We start from the raw sequence: 15,168 nt of genomic DNA, 5'->3' as shown, positions 1-15,168 counted from the left end.
TGAAAAACAAAAATATTATTGCCATTTGATGTTAAAAGTGATACCATTAAGACGAAAAAGCAATAATTAGTAACGAAAATTTAATCTATTTTACTGGTTTTTTTCAAATAATAAGTAATAGGATATAGAAGTGTATTGTGTTTAAGGAGTATCTAAAACTTGAAAACATTATTAATTGGTAATATAGGCTATATAACAAAAACATTTCTTAATGAAGCTTTTCCCAATCATCAGCTTTTTTTGTTAGGTGATACTAATTTAAAATCATCTCAACAGATGGGAATAACCGTCTTCACCAATGACATTAGTCTGGAAGAGTCTATTTTTGAGTCTTATGAATTTGACCAAATGATTTACTTTTCTGACTCTTTAACCTACCAAAATGACAGAATTGGGGAATTGGAGCAACTGCAGCGAATTCTTGGTTATGCAAAAGAACAGGAACATATTAAGGTTCTTTATCTGACAGCGCTAGAAGCTAAAGGTTCTAATCAGATCATTGTTAAAACGGCTCAAGACTTATGTATGAACTGGAAAACATCCCATTCGTCATCGAGTCTTAAGATTTTACAGAGTCCTTATTTATATTCTTCGATCTATCCTAGGGATTATATGAGTCAGCTCTTTAAGGCCGCAGAGTCTGGCAGTCTCCTATTCACGGAAAAACAGGATGAGCTAACAAATTTCATTAACATGGATGACCTTTCTGATTTATTGTTTAGGCTATTTGACAGCTGGAATAATGATAGAGAAACACTACAAATTGTCAATCCCTTTAAAGTGACCTTTAAGGAGCTGGCTGAACAGTTACAAAAAGTGACCTCCTGTCCCTCTGTTCAATTTAGTTCTGCCAATGCGAGTCAGTCATCTCAGACTCAGACCAATGAAAGTCAGCCAGACAAAACGTTACGAAAACGTTATGGCTGGTTCATGCACTATTCGATTATAGATGATTTAACAGACCTTTATACACTCTATCTGGAGCAGCATCGTTTTGCCAAATATACTAGTCGCTTAGATGACTTGATTAGTATCCTGCGTTCCCATCAACGGATTCAAAAAATTGCTGAAATTATGGCTCTTTTCCTTGTCTCAGAATTTCTGCATCTTTATACGAATGCTCATTTTCAGTTTAGATTAATTGATATTCGCCTCTTATTTGTTGTCTTAGTCAGTACCGTTTTTGGTACTTATTACGGTATCGCTTCGGCCTTCTTATCTGCCGCAGCATTATTAATTAATAATATTATTTCTGGAAGAGATTGGCGTATTATTCTTTATAATACAGAGCAATGGCTTCCTTTTATCATGTATATTTTTATTGCTGCAGTCTGTGGGTTTGTCCAGATGAAGAATCAAGATGATAGCAAGTCGTTGAAAAAAGAAAACCAGTTGTTAAAAGAGCAAAATGTCTTTATTCAAGGTGTGCATAGTAGTATTGTTCAAGATAAACAGAAGCTCAAACGGCAGTTAATCGGCAGCCGAGATGGTTTTGCTAAGTTTTTTGATGTGTTTAAGAAATTAGATAGGTCGTCTGGGGTATCTATTCTAGAAGAAAGTGTTAAGATTTTACAGGAATGGTTAGATACGAAAGCTATTCTAGTCTATGACTTAAAAGATGAGAAAGTATTGGAGTTGCTGCAAACAGAAAAAACAGCCTCGACCCTATTATCACAAACAGCCTTGCAGCCCCAATCTTTTCCAGAAATTTTGAAAACTGTTGAAAAGGGAGAGGTTTGGTCTAATCGACAAATTTTAAAAGACCATCCTGCCTATGTACTGGGTGTCAGAGATGGTGGGGTTCTGCGCTTTCTTATTTGGGTTCAAGAGGTTTCTTATAATCAAATGGGGTTGCACCAAATCAACTGTCTGCAAATGATAGGTGAGATGACCGAGTCTGCCTTATCTAAGGCATATTATCAGCAATATTATGTTGATCAACTTGGGAAAGTCCCATCGGCCGAGAATGAATTTGCCATTAAGGATAGAAAGATTGAGTAATAAGACAATGGAAGTTCTTGTCAGCTTGCTATTAACTTTGCTTTATATAGGGTCCTGCTTATATGCCTATCGTGGATTTAAGGAAAGGCGTTATCATCTCCCGTTTATTTACCTGATATTTGTCATTACTGTCCCTTTTCTGGGAGTTATCCTCCTGCATTTTTTAGAAAAACAGGACCTTTTTCAAAAAGGGGGAACTTTTGTTCATCAAGAAGATCTATCTGTACCTGTTGAGAAAAGAACAGTTAATAAGCAGTTGACTGTTAAGGAAGATCAGAAAACGGATGTTACTCCTTTGGAAGAATCCTTATTATTAGAAGATTCAGCTACCTCAAGAAAGGTGTTGCTAGAAATTATTGGCGATCAGCCTGAGGAGTTTCTGGATCTACTTTACTTGTCTCGTTTGAATGAGGATAGTGAGGTTGTCCATTATGCAAGCAGTATTATCGCTGAACTGTCTCATCAATATGATATTCAATTGGCACAATTAGAAAAGGAATTGTCCCTAAAACCCGATAATTATGCTCTTTTGACAGATTATTGCCGATTATTGGGCAAATACCTATCAACTGGATTGATCGGTGGAGAAATGGCGAAAGTATTGCGGAGAGATTATGCGACTCAGTTGGAAAAGAAGCTGGCGCAAAGAGACAGCCTATCAGACTATGTCTCTTTGGTGGAAAATGAACTCTTGCTGCAGAGATACGACAGAGCCGAAGCAGGACTGGAAAAAATGGTGTCCAAGTGGCCAAGGGAAGAAGAAACCTGGCTCTTACGCTTAAATTATTATCTGGTGTTAAAAGAAGGTCAAAAGGTAGAAGAGCTGTTGACCAGAATGAAGAAAGAGAATATCTACATTTCTACTAAAAATAAGATGACAGTAGACTTTTGGGCACCTGCTTAAAGGAGAGGTTATTTTGAAAACGAAAAAAGATTTTTTTCCTTTAAAGGAATCACTGGTTATTCTGCTTATTTTCGTGGTCATTGCAGGTTTGCTTTTAGTACAGAAAAATGGCCGTCCTTATAATGTTGACCAGGGAAAGACGACCTATCTAAAGGGGAATGTTCCAAGTTCAAATAAGGTCTTTAAAAGTTTAAAAAAGGAGACCCTCTTATTAGTTGACGGAAAAAATGAATCTAGCAGAGAGATACAAGTAGAATTTGAACAGATTCTTAAGGATATGAAAATGGGCTATCAGTTGATTGATGTTTCAACAGATAAGATTCCTAGTTTTTCGACCTATCAAAAAGTTGTCGTTTTATTACCCCATCTAGAAAAAGTTTCTTCTCGGGTAGATGACTTGATGGATTGGACGCATAAAGGAGGACAGGTTCTTTTTGGAATGACGATGAGTCAGGATAAATATCTGGCACCTATTGAGCAAAAGCTAGGGATTGTGACCTCGGGGTATACCAATACACAGGTTAATAGTATTTTTATTGATAATGAATTCATGATTGGTGGCAATCGAGATTATGTGATTGATGAAGCATTTGACTCTGCGAGAGCAATCACACTGTCCAAGGACAGTAAAATACATGCTTGGACTGGCGACGAAAAAAAGACTCCTCTAATCTGGGAGAGGGAGTATGGCAAAGGCAAATTTGTCATAGATAATTTTGGGCTCTATAACAAAGCTGTTAGAGGTCTCTATGCAGCTTCGTATAGTCTGCTGACAGACGTGACAGCCTATCCTGTCATTAATGGTTCAACCTACTATTTAGATGATTTTCCGGCCCCCGTTCCTTCAGGAAATGCGGACTACATTACACGGGATTATAATATGACGGTATCGGATTTTTATACCAATATTTGGTGGCCAGATATGCTGAAACTTGCTGAGAAGTACCAAATTAAATATACAGGTGTTGTTATTGAAAACTATGAAAATGCTGTTAATGGCTCTACAGTGCCTCAAACTGATTTAGAGAGGTTCAGGTATTTTGGGGATTCCTTATTAGCTAATGGTGGAGAGATCGGCTATCATGGTTATAACCATCAACCTTATAATTTAAAAAATACAGGAGAAAGTGACCACGGTTACTTAAGCTGGGACAGTACGAAGGCTATGAAGTCATCACTGAAAGAGCTTATTCGCTTTACAGATGAACTATTTCCCGGAACACCAAAATCGGTTTATGTTCCCCCTTCCAATATTTTATCCCGCGAAGGTCGTTCAATGATTGTCAAGCAATTTCCGCGGATTAAGAGCATTGCCAGCAATTACTTTCCAGGGGAACAGGCCTATGTGCAGGAATTTGAGATTGCTGATGATGGGATGATTGAGCAGCCTAGAACAACCTCTGGAACTATTTTGCAAGGCTACGAGACAATGGCAGCCTTCTCAGAGATGAACATGCACTTTGTCAATAACCATTTTATTCATCCCGATGATGCCTTGGATAAAGATCGAGGGGCAGCACATGGCTGGGCTTATATGTTTAAGCATTTGGAACGGCATGTTTCATGGCTTGAAAAGACCGCGCCATCTATGCGGCATTTAACAGGTTCTCAGCTGGCAGGAGCAGTTCAGCGGTATGCTGTCTTAAAAGTGAACCAACAAAAAACAGCAGGAGAGCTGGCCCTTGATTTGGATAATTTTTACGATAAGGCTTATTTGATGGTTCGCATTAATAAGGGAAAACCGGGGAAAGTGTCTGGTGGCCGTTTAAAACAGTTAACTGGGAACCTCTATCTTTTAGAAGCAACATCATCAAAAATATCAATAAAATTAATAGGTGATAACAAATGAGAATCTGTATGGTCTTTGAAGGTTCCTATCCTTATGTTCACGGGGGTGTCTCTACTTGGGCCCACCAGTATATAACGGAACTGAAAGAACATGAATTTGTGATTTGGGCTATTGGTGCCAAAAAGGAAGAACAGGGTCAGTTTGTTTATGAACTGCCTGATAATGTCCTTGAGATACATGAGGTCTTTTTGGATGATCTAGACATGCCAAATATTAAAGACGGCGGTAGTTCAGACTTAACAGATGCGGAGCTTGAAACTCTGAAAAAACTGGTTGCTTGTGAGCGGCCTGACTGGTCACTTCTTTTTGATTTATTTCAGTCAAAACGGCTGACACCAGTAACGTTTTTAGAAAGTGATGTTTTTTTACAGCTTCTGAAACAAATGAGTGTGGAAAAATATGCTTTCGTTCCTTTGTCAGATGTCTTTCATACCATGCGTTCCATTTTGCTTCCTTTGCTGTGTCTGATATCAAAAGACGTGCCTGACGCAGATGTTTATCATACGATTGCGACGGGGTATGGTGGTGTGCTTGCGACTCTAGGAGCTCATCAATATCATAAACCAGTTTTACTGACAGAACATGGTATTTATACTCGTGAACGGGAAGAAGAAATTATTCGGTCGGACTGGTTCACGCCTTCAATGAAAAATCAATGGATTGCCTTCTTTTACATGCTGTCAGATGCCGTTTATTCTAAAGCAGACCGGATTACCAGTCTTTTTAGCAAGGCTAGGCAAATTCAGATTGATATTGGATGTGCCCCCGATAAATGCCAAGTGATTTCTAATGGGATTGATTTTGAAACATTTTCCAATATTCCCTTGAAAAAGCCAGACGGCTGGGTGGATATTGGAGCGGTAATAAGAATGGCTCCGATTAAGGATGTTGAAACACTTTTGTATAGCTTTTACGAACTGTCTTTTCAATTGCCGAAGGTAAGATTACACATTATGGGTGGGATTGATAATCAGGAGTATGCTGATCAGTGTTTTGCCCTTGCCCAAAAAATGAATTTAGATAATCTTATTTTCACAGGCCGTGTGGATATCAGAGCTTACATGGAAAAATTGGACTTTACCGTTTTAACTAGTATTTCTGAAGGTCAGCCACTGTCAGTACTTGAGTCAATGGCGGCTGCCCGACCATGTGTAACAACTGATGTTGGAGCGTGCAGAGAGTTGTTGGAAGGTCGAAAAGATGATGACTTAGGTTTGGCAGGGTACTGTGTGCCTCCTACCGATAGAAGAGGTTTAACAGAAGCTATGAAAAAGATGTGCTTGCAAGCTGATCTAAGGAATCAGATGGGACAGACTGCAAGAAAAAGAATTGCGAAAAATTACCAGTACCATCAAATGATAGAACAATACAGGCAATTATATAAGGAGAGCATTGAGACATGGCAGGAATAGGTTTTGAGCTAAGAAAAATATCTGATAAAGGAGGCTTTTTTGCCAAACAAAAAGTTTATGCCTATACCAGTATCATTTATGCCGGTCCTTTATTGTTAGGAATTCTTTTACTGGCAACAATTGCTTATCTTAGTGTGATAGGTGGTTTAGATAATCAAGATCGTAATACTCTTTTGGGATTGATTTCTTATTCTACTTTGTTTTCTTTGATTTTCAGTAGCCCATTTTCATTTGTTTTAACACGCTATGTTTCGGATATGCTGTATGAAGGAAAAATAAAAAAGATTCTACCTTCTTTCTTTGCTTCAAGTGTTTTAATGCTTGCTATGGGCGGTATAGTTTATAGTCTTTTTCTCTTATTTTCAGGAATTGCTTTCTTTAAGTTGCTGTTGTGTTTATTACTGTTTGGAGAGCTGACACTTATCTGGAATGCCTTGAATTATCTGACAGCTCTTAAGGATTATCGTAATATTCTGCTTTCCTTTTTTATAGCTATTTTAGCAACTTTCCTTTCGGGCCTTGTTCTGGTTTTACTGTCAGTTCCCTACGGACTTTTAGTCAGTGCTTGTATTGGTTATGGCGTCATGTTTCTCGGCTTGATTTGGCTCTTATGCCTTTATTTTCCTAACAGTCTTCAACCTTCCTTTGAATTTTTAACGTATTTTGATCGGTTTGGGGATTTATTTGAAATAGGTTCCTACCTTTTTGTAGGCTTATTTGCCCATATTCTGATGACCTGGTTCAGTGTCTTAGGAGAAAGGGTGGATGGCTTGCTGCGAACGGCTCCTGTTTACGATGTTCCCGCCATGTTTGCTTTTTTGACCACCTTGGTAGCGACAGTCAGTTTTGTTGTGTCGGTTGAAGTTTTGTTTTATCCAAAGTTCCAAAAGTACTTCAACCTGTATAACGAAAACGGGAATCTTTTAGAGATTGAACAGGCTGAGGTGGAAATGCTGGAAGTACTGCAAAATGAATTAAAGTATTTAGCCTGGAAGCAATTGATGGCAACTGTGCTGATTATGTTTTTGGGGAATGAATTATTATCTGCTTTACCTCTGGGCTTTAACGCACAAATGAGAGGCTTTTTTCAGACACTCTGTCTGGCTTATGGCCTCTATGGGATTGGTAATGCCAATCTATTGGCGCTTCTTTATTTTGCTGATTATCAAGGGGCCAAGCAAGCAACAAAATACTTTGCCATAAGCTCTGTCCTACTAACTTTTATCCTGCAGTTTTTTAGTAAAGATTTTTATGGATTTGGTTTTTTGATAGCCAGTATTTTATTATTTTTTACGGCATCAAGGCGTCTTCATGCCTATACCAAGGACTTATCTTACCATATTTTGGGAAGTCAGCCTATACTACCAGTAGCTAAAAGCGGCAAATTTACCTTATGGGCCAAGCAACTGGATGGAAAAATTGGAAAGGAAGATTTATGAGAAGCGACGAAAGAAAATTTCTTTTTTTAGGATTGTCATTGTTAGCTCTTGCTTTGGGATTGGTAATTTATAGCAACCAATCCAGCAGTAAGGAGTCAACGGAAACCAAAACAGCTCAAACTGTTAAAAAAGCCAAGGAAGAAAAGATTGAGGATGCTCACTTAAGAGATAATGATACCCTCTACAGTTCGGATGATGACACCAGTGTCAAAACAATGTACTTAACTGTTCGGCGTGGGAATAAAGAAGAGGGAACGGACCATTCATGGCAGGAAATCAACACCTACTCGGCCTATGATTATGAACGGATGAATGTTGAACGTTATCAAGTGGCTGCTTTATTGCAAGCTGGTGATGAAAACGGTCCTAAGCCTGGAGACTTTGGCTATGGTGAAGAGGTCCCAAATGCGACAGTTCAGGTTCGCGGACAAACGTCCAGTAAAAATAAACAAAAGAATTATAAAATTGAAATCAAAAAAAATAAGGGAACTTGGGAAAATCAGAGAACAATAAATCTGAATAAACATCAGACAGAAGGAATGCGATTCAGAAATAAATTGTCCTATGACTTGATTGAAGATATTCCTCAGATTATGGGGGCGCGCACTCAGTTTGTGCATCTCTATGTCAAAGATGAAACTGGAAACGGCACGGCAACTTATCAGGATTATGGCTTATATACACAGGTTGAGCAGATTAATAAAAAATATTTAGAGACACATGGCCTGGATGAAAATGCTCACCTTTATAAGGTTAATTTCTTCGAATTTCTTCCCTATGAAGATACAATTGTGACGGAGGATAATCCTAAGTTTAACAAGAAAAAATTTGAGGAGCTCCTTGAAATTAAAGGGGACCATGATCATACTAAATTAGTAGACATGCTAAAGAAAGTGAACGATCCTTCTGTCTCTGTTGATACTCTGTTGAAAAAATATTTTGACAGTGAAAATATTCAGTGGTGGATGGCCTATCAGATTTTGATGGGAAATGATGATACTCAAAGTCGAAATATGTTTTTATATAGTCCTCAGAACTCTACAAAATGGTATATCATTCCTTGGGATAATGACAGCTCCTTCCTAAAAACAGAAAGAAGTTTTCTAGGAAAAGCATCTGATAAGGCTAATAGCTGGGAAGTAGGTGTCAGCAACTATTGGGGAAACAATCTTTTCCAACGTCTGTTGAAATCGGACGACTTTCGCAAAGGGCTTGATCAGGCTATGCATCAGCTGAGAAAACAAATTACAAAAGAGCGTATTTCCAGTATGTCTCAAAAATATGCTGAAGTGGTTAAACCTTACTTAGCAAAAATGCCTGATCAAATGTATGCTAAATTAAGTTCGGATGAGTATAATCAGGTTTTGCAGGAGCTTCCTAATGAGTTGGAAAGCAATTATCAAGATTATCTCCGGACCTTGAAGAGTCCGCAGCCTTTCTTTATCGATCGCCCTAGTGTCAAAAATAATAAACTTCAGTTAAGCTGGGGAGCTTCCTACGATTTCAATAATAAAGACATCACTTACACTGTGGAAGTCGCCAAAGATTACAGTTTCAAGAATAAAATTTTTGAAAAATCAGGTTTAAAAACAATTTCTGCAGAGATGTCTAAGCTAGACAAGGGCCAGTATTTCATCCGTGTGACAGCTACAAATTCTGATGGTGTCTCACAGCGTGCCTTTGATAATTATATTACCGATGATGAGAAGTTTTACGGTATTATGAGTTTCTATGTCTTAGAAAATGGAAAGATTCGGGAGGAAACTTATGAAGAAGGATAAGGAAGAACGTTTTCGCCACGAACTAAAGTATCTGATTAACCATCCGGGAAAAAAGCTGCTGACCAAACGTTTTAAAGAATTATTGACGCTCGACAAGCATGCCTCAGGAGGTGCCTATACCATCCGCAGTCTTTATTTTGATGACTACTGGAATAGTAGCTATGAAGAGAAAGAGGCTGGTATTCTTATGCGAAAAAAGTATCGTATCAGAATCTATAATTACAGTGATCAAAGCATCAAATTAGAACGTAAGAAAAAGTTTGGCGCACATATCTATAAAGAATCGGCTCCTTTAACGCGTGAAGAAACAGAGCGAATTATCAAAGGAGATTATCGTTTTTTATTAAAAAGTCCCCATCCCTTATGTCAAGAATTTTACTATGAGTGTATGACAAATCTTATGCGTCCGCGCGTGATTGTTGACTATGAAAGAGAACCTTGGATTTTTGATGTCGGAACCGTTCGTCTGACTTTTGACTCTAATTTGAGAGCAGCAATAGGTAGTTTTGATATTTTTGACGACAGTCTGCCCACTTTGCCCATTTTTGAACCTGGGAAATTGGTTATGGAAGTCAAATATACTGAGCTGCTTCCTCAAATGGTGAAAAACATTGTTGCAGCAGAGTCCGATGAGTTTTTGGCGGTATCAAAATACGTCTTATGCTATGAAAAAACGCGCTATCTAAATAGTTTCGATTATTGGTATGAGGCTTAATGACAAAGGGGAAAGTCCCCTGTATACATATTTAGGAGATTATAATGAGTGTTCAAGACATGATTAAAAACTCGATCTTAAGATCGGAGAATTTTTCGTCACAAGACTTTGGTAAAGTATTCAGTGCTTTACTATTAGCTATTGTGATGGGAGCCATTATTTATTTTGTTTACCAAAAATTTTTTACAGGGGTTGTTTATTCCAGAAGTTTTGCCATGACCTTGATTGGGATGACCATTCTGACAGCAATGGTAACCTTAGCTATCAGTTCTAATATTGTCATCTCTCTTGGTATGGTTGGTGCCCTTTCCATTGTTCGTTACAGAACCGCTGTGAAGGACCCCATGGATTTGCTTTACTTATTTTGGGCGATTACAACGGGCATTACTGTAGGTGCCGGGATGTATATTTTGGCCATTCTGACAGCAGCCATTATTATCATCATGCTAGTCATTTTTAGTCATATTCAGCACTCCGGTAAGGTCTATATCGCCGTTATCCATTACAAGGGAGACGAAACCGGTGATCAAATTATTCAGTCTTTTGGTAAAATGAAACACTTTATTAAGTCAAAAACGATGCGAGCAGATCTTGTTGAAATGGCTGTCGAAGTTTTCTGCGAGAAGAATGATATGACCTTTATGGAAAAAATTCGTAATCTGGAAGATGTTGAGGATGTAACTCTTATTCAATATAATGGGGAGTATCATGGCTAAAGACTTCCGAATAATGGGGTCGGTAACGATGAAAAGAAGAGTATTATTACTTTTGACTCTTGTGTTAGCTGTACTAACAGTTGTTATTACAATGTTCTATATAATGAGGCCGAACGTCTATCAGCGTCATTTTTCTCATTCAAATCAAGCTGTTCCAAATCCTCTGATGGGCTATGCACCACCTGCGGCCACCCAAGACAGCCTGACCCAAGACATCAATCTGTTATATGTTGATGTTACCTGGAGGGATCTGGAGCCCCAGAAAGGCAAATATAATTGGGAAAGTCTTGAAAAAAAGTTTCGCTTTGAGAAGTGGCGTAGGGAAGGAAAACACCTTGTCTTACGGTTTGTTTTAGACTATCCGCAAGGAGAGGTTCATAAGGATATTCCTGATTGGCTTTACCGAGAGATGGAGGATCCAGGCGACTGGTACGACACTTCTTATGGAAAAGGTTTTTCGCCAAATTACAGTAATCCCAAGTTGATTTCCTATTACGGAAAAATTGTTTCCGCTATGGGAAGACGTTGGGGTAAGGATGGATTTATCAGTTTCATTGAGCTTGGAGGTTTAGGTCACTGGGGAGAGTGGCAGGTAAAGCAAGACAGCAATATCAGATCCCTGCCTAAGGCAACTATACAGGCCAAATATGTCAAACCATGGCTGTCTGCCTTTTCGAAAGCTGATTTATTGATGAGGCGCCCTTTCAAAATTGCACAGTCCTATCAATTAGGACTTTATAATGACATGTCCGGAAATGTAGAAAGTACGGAGACATGGTTGGATTGGATTGAATTGGGAGGCAGTTATGATCAGACAGGTGAGAAGAAAGCCTTGGTTCCCATGCCTAATGCTTGGAAAAAATCACCAATTGGAGGGGAATTGGCCAGCGACCCCAGTCTAAAAGTTCTTTTGGGGCGACAATTGAACAAAACCCTGAATCTCTTGGAGGAGTCCCATACAAGTTTTCTTGGTCCTAAGATTGCTGAAGATATCGGAGATGACCGTAGAGGTTATCAAAAGGTCTTAAAAAAACTGGGGTATCGTTTATGGATAGCGTCAGCCAGTCTCAAATTAGAAGGAAATACAACGACTTTGTCCTTGTCTTGGCGCAATTCAGGTATAGCTCCCTTTTATCGAAATTGGAGAGCCTATGTTTATGTTCAAAATTGGTCAGGACAGACTATTGAAAGAATTGCTATACCTCTGAACTTGACCAAATTGCTTCCTAACACTAAAGAAGAGACCACTGTCAAACTTAAAACCTCAAACGTTATCAAGGCCAGTAAAAATCAATATCGAATTTCTGTCGGAATTGTTGATCCGATGACAGGAAAGGATGCGGTGCACTTTGCTGTTGCAGGCCAGGAAGACCAAAAGCGATTGTTGTTATTTGAATAAACACGATTATTTTTGATTAGCGCCTTTTTAACGCTTTAGATCCTTTAGTGATGATAATCATGTGTGCTTGCTTATTTTTTGATATAATAAAGCTAATTCAAGCTATTTTTGGGGGAATTAGTGTTATGAAAGAAAAGTTGGTTAACCTTGTCATTGTGACCGGAATGAGCGGGGCTGGTAAGACCGTTGCGATTCAGTCATTTGAGGATCTAGGTTATTTTACCATTGATAATATGCCACCAGCCTTAGTTCCTAAATTCTTAGAGCTGGTAGAAAATAACGGTGAGTATGATAAGGTTGCCTTAGTGATTGATATGCGCAGCCGCTTGTTTTTTAAGGAGGTTCAGGCGACCCTAGACCAGATTGAGCTGACAGAGAGCATCAATTTGCGCATCCTCTTTTTGGACGCAGTAGACGGTGAACTCGTCTCACGTTATAAGGAGACGAGGAGAAGCCATCCTCTGGCGCCGACTGGCCGTGTGCTTGACGGGATTACACTTGAAAGAGAGCTCTTGGCTCCCTTAAAAAGCCTGAGCCAGCACGTTGTTGATACGACAGAATTAACGCCAAGGCAGCTGCGTAAGGTGATCTCAGAGGAATTCTCAGATGACAGCAACCAAAACTCTTTCCGAATTGAAGTCATGAGCTTTGGTTTCAAATACGGTCTGCCTTTAGATGCGGATTTGGTTTTTGATATTCGTTTTCTGCCCAATCCCTATTATCTTCCAGAACTGAGAAATCAGACGGGCCTTGATCAGCCTGTTTATGACTATGTGATGAATCATGACGAATCGGCAGCTTTTTATAGACACCTGTTGGGGCTGTTAAGACCTATCTTGCCAGGTTATCAAAGGGAAGGAAAATCTGTTTTGACAATAGCTATTGGCTGTACAGGAGGCCAGCATCGCAGTGTGGCCTTTGCTCACCGCTTAGCAGAAGATTTAAAAACGAATTGGCAGGTCAATGAAAGTCATCGTGACCGCAATCGACGTAAGGAAACGGTGAACCGTTCATGAGAAAACCTAAAATAACAATAATTGGCGGAGGGACTGGGATACCTGTTATCTTAAACAGTCTGCGTCATGAAGAAGCTGATATTACAGCCATTGTAACAGTGGCTGATGATGGCGGTTCTTCAGGAGCACTCCGCAATGCCTTGCAGCTCACACCGCCTGGAGATTTACGCAATGTTCTGGTGGCAATGAGCGATATGCCCAAATTTTACGAGGAAATTTTCCAATACCGCTTTGAACAATCAGACGGCGCTCTGGCTGGTCATCCTTTGGGCAACCTTATCATTGCTGGTATTTCAGAAATGCAGGGCTCTACCTATAATGCGATGAGGATCTTGTCAAAATTCTTTCATGTGACTGGCAAAATTTACCCTTCTAGCGAGAAAGCGCTGACCTTGCATGCTATATTTCAGGATGGCTGTGAGGTTGTCGGTGAAAGCCAGATTGCTAAACACAAAGGCATGATTGACCGCGTTTACGTGACCAATACTTATGATCAGGAAATCCCTAAGGCCAGTCGTAAAGTGGTAGAGGAGATTATGGAAAGTGATATGGTCGTTTTAGGCCCAGGCTCGCTGTTCACCTCAATCCTCCCTAATTTGGTGATTCCTGAGATTGGAGAAGCTCTCTGTCAGACGAAGGCGCAAGTGGCCTATGTCTGCAATATTATGACCCAGTACGGTGAAACCGAGCGGTTTACAGATGCTGATCACGTACGTGTCCTGAATCGTCATCTGGGGGAGCGGTTTATTGATACGGTTTTAGTTAATATTGAAAAAGTGCCCAAGGACTATATGGACAGGAATCAATTTGACGAATACCTTGTTCAGGTGGAACATGATTTTGCGGGATTGAAAAAGGAAGTTCCCAAAGTTGTCTCGGCTAATTTTCTGCGCCTGGAAAATGGCGGTGCTTTCCACAACGGCGACAGTGTGACAGAAGAGCTATTAAATCTCATTCGGGTGCAGCAGTAATGACCTATACAACTAAGGTAAAAGAAGAAATATTGGGACTGAAGCTGTCTGATAAGGCAGAACTATCGGCAATCATCAAGCTGACTGGGAGTCTAGGTCTGACGAGTAAAGGACTGACCCTGTCTATTTCCACAGAAAATGCTAAAATAGCCCGCCATATTTACGCTCTTTTAGAAAGCTTCTATCAGATCACTCCAGAAATCAAGCACCATCAGAAAAATAACCTCCGTAAAAACCGTGTGTATACCGTTTTTTTAGAGGAAGCAGTAGAAGCCATCTTAGCAGATTTACATTTGGCTGATGCTTTTTTTGGCATTGAAACGGGTCTTGAACAAACCCTTCTGGCAGATGATGAAAAAGGGCGGTCTTACCTAAGAGGAGCCTTTCTGGCAACGGGTTCTATCCGTGATCCAGAGTCAGGAAAATATCAGCTGGAGCTTTTTTCCGTTTATTTAGACCATGCTGAAGGCTTATCGGCCTTGTTGCAAAAGTTTATGTTGGATGCTAAGGTTCTTGAACGTAAAAATGGGGCGGTCACCTATCTGCAAAAGGCAGATGACATCATGGATTTTTTGATTATTATCGGAGCAATGGAGGCCAAAGATCATTTTGAAGAGCTAAAACTGCTCAGAGAAGCGCGAAATGATATCAATCGGGCCAATAATGCTGAAACAGCCAATATTGCTCGAACAGTGAGTGCCAGTGTACGAACCATTAACAATATCAGCAAGATTGCAGATGAGCTTGGACTGGACAATCTGCCCTATGAATTGCAGCAGATTGCCCAAATCAGGTTGGCGCATCCAGACTATTCTATTCAGCAAATCGCGGACAGTTTAGATAAGCCCTTGACTAAGAGCGGTGTGAACCATCGTCTGCGCAAAATCAATAAAATCGCAGAAGATTTATAAGCAAAGAAAACCTGAGATAAAATCGATCTGTTCACAGAATGGATCGATTTTGTC

General features: G+C 39.6%; 12 protein-coding genes. All 12 read left to right on the top strand.

Annotated features, from left to right (window positions below; genetic code table 11):
• Positions 1–159 precede the first annotated feature (159 nt).
• The 12 genes from A3GY_RS0104055 (at position 160) to whiA (ending at position 15,114) form a co-directional block, all read left to right on the top strand.
• The gene (locus A3GY_RS0104055; RefSeq protein ID WP_018030131.1) at positions 160–2,001 is read left to right on the top strand and encodes a Rossmann-fold NAD(P)-binding domain-containing protein; all 1,842 of its coding nucleotides are present in this window, start codon (positions 160–162) and stop codon (positions 1,999–2,001) included.
• Entirely contained in the window at positions 1,994–2,905 is a 912-nt protein-coding gene (locus tag A3GY_RS0104050) for a tetratricopeptide repeat protein (protein ID WP_018030130.1), read from the top strand. Before A3GY_RS0104055 ends, A3GY_RS0104050 begins: the two co-directional genes overlap by 8 nt.
• Before the next feature lie 13 nt (positions 2,906–2,918).
• Entirely contained in the window at positions 2,919–4,754 is a 1,836-nt protein-coding gene (locus A3GY_RS0104045) for a DUF2194 domain-containing protein (RefSeq protein ID WP_018030129.1), read from the top strand.
• Positions 4,751–6,166 carry a GT4 family glycosyltransferase PelF gene (pelF, locus tag A3GY_RS0104040; RefSeq protein ID WP_026161919.1) on the top strand — a complete coding sequence of 472 codons (1,416 nt, stop codon included), beginning with the start codon at positions 4,751–4,753 and terminating at the stop codon, positions 6,164–6,166. The genes A3GY_RS0104045 and pelF overlap by 4 nt, the downstream gene beginning before the upstream one ends.
• Positions 6,154–7,605 (top strand): exopolysaccharide Pel transporter PelG, encoded by a 1,452-nt coding sequence (gene pelG / locus A3GY_RS0104035; protein WP_018030127.1) that lies wholly within the window; start codon positions 6,154–6,156, stop codon positions 7,603–7,605. Before pelF ends, pelG begins: the two co-directional genes overlap by 13 nt.
• On the top strand, positions 7,602–9,386 hold the full coding sequence (locus A3GY_RS0104030) for a CotH kinase family protein (protein WP_018030126.1): 1,785 nt from the start codon (positions 7,602–7,604) through the stop codon (positions 9,384–9,386). The genes pelG and A3GY_RS0104030 overlap by 4 nt, the downstream gene beginning before the upstream one ends.
• Positions 9,373–10,101 (top strand): polyphosphate polymerase domain-containing protein, encoded by a 729-nt coding sequence (locus tag A3GY_RS0104025; RefSeq protein ID WP_018030125.1) that lies wholly within the window; start codon positions 9,373–9,375, stop codon positions 10,099–10,101. Before A3GY_RS0104030 ends, A3GY_RS0104025 begins: the two co-directional genes overlap by 14 nt.
• Positions 10,102–10,145: 44 nt before the next feature.
• Positions 10,146–10,817 carry a DUF4956 domain-containing protein gene (locus tag A3GY_RS0104020; RefSeq protein WP_018030124.1) on the top strand — a complete coding sequence of 224 codons (672 nt, stop codon included), beginning with the start codon at positions 10,146–10,148 and terminating at the stop codon, positions 10,815–10,817.
• A gap of 103 nt (positions 10,818–10,920) precedes the next feature.
• On the top strand, positions 10,921–12,216 hold the full coding sequence (locus A3GY_RS0104015; protein WP_231871628.1) for a DUF4832 domain-containing protein: 1,296 nt from the start codon (positions 10,921–10,923) through the stop codon (positions 12,214–12,216).
• Positions 12,217–12,341: 125 nt separating this feature from the next.
• Positions 12,342–13,232, top strand: coding sequence for an RNase adapter RapZ (rapZ, locus tag A3GY_RS0104010; protein WP_018030122.1), 891 nt, complete (start codon positions 12,342–12,344; stop codon positions 13,230–13,232).
• On the top strand, positions 13,229–14,203 hold the full coding sequence (locus A3GY_RS0104005) for a YvcK family protein (RefSeq protein ID WP_018030121.1): 975 nt from the start codon (positions 13,229–13,231) through the stop codon (positions 14,201–14,203). Before rapZ ends, A3GY_RS0104005 begins: the two co-directional genes overlap by 4 nt.
• On the top strand, positions 14,203–15,114 hold the full coding sequence (gene whiA, locus A3GY_RS0104000; RefSeq protein WP_018030120.1) for a DNA-binding protein WhiA: 912 nt from the start codon (positions 14,203–14,205) through the stop codon (positions 15,112–15,114). Before A3GY_RS0104005 ends, whiA begins: the two co-directional genes overlap by 1 nt.
• Positions 15,115–15,168: the final 54 nt, after the last annotated feature.

Source organism: Streptococcus ferus DSM 20646, from assembly GCF_000372425.1.
In the GTDB taxonomy this organism is placed as follows: domain Bacteria; phylum Bacillota; class Bacilli; order Lactobacillales; family Streptococcaceae; genus Streptococcus; species Streptococcus ferus.
The sequence above is the reverse complement of the archived record's forward strand: the minus strand, read 5'-3'. Positions and strand labels throughout refer to the sequence as shown.

What these genes read in the sequence shown, in the direction of transcription:
- pelF (WP_026161919.1), top strand. Translation starts at nt 4,751, where the DNA reads ATGAGAATCTGTATGGTCTTTGAAGGTTCCTATCCTTATGTTCACGGG.
- pelG (WP_018030127.1), top strand. Translation starts at nt 6,154, where the DNA reads ATGGCAGGAATAGGTTTTGAGCTAAGAAAAATATCTGATAAAGGAGGC.
- A3GY_RS0104030 (WP_018030126.1), top strand. Translation starts at nt 7,602, where the DNA reads ATGAGAAGCGACGAAAGAAAATTTCTTTTTTTAGGATTGTCATTGTTA.
- A3GY_RS0104025 (WP_018030125.1), top strand. Translation starts at nt 9,373, where the DNA reads ATGAAGAAGGATAAGGAAGAACGTTTTCGCCACGAACTAAAGTATCTG.
- A3GY_RS0104020 (WP_018030124.1), top strand. Translation starts at nt 10,146, where the DNA reads ATGAGTGTTCAAGACATGATTAAAAACTCGATCTTAAGATCGGAGAAT.
- A3GY_RS0104015 (WP_231871628.1), top strand. Translation starts at nt 10,921, where the DNA reads ATGAGGCCGAACGTCTATCAGCGTCATTTTTCTCATTCAAATCAAGCT.
- rapZ (WP_018030122.1), top strand. Translation starts at nt 12,342, where the DNA reads ATGAAAGAAAAGTTGGTTAACCTTGTCATTGTGACCGGAATGAGCGGG.
- A3GY_RS0104005 (WP_018030121.1), top strand. Translation starts at nt 13,229, where the DNA reads ATGAGAAAACCTAAAATAACAATAATTGGCGGAGGGACTGGGATACCT.
- whiA (WP_018030120.1), top strand. Translation starts at nt 14,203, where the DNA reads ATGACCTATACAACTAAGGTAAAAGAAGAAATATTGGGACTGAAGCTG.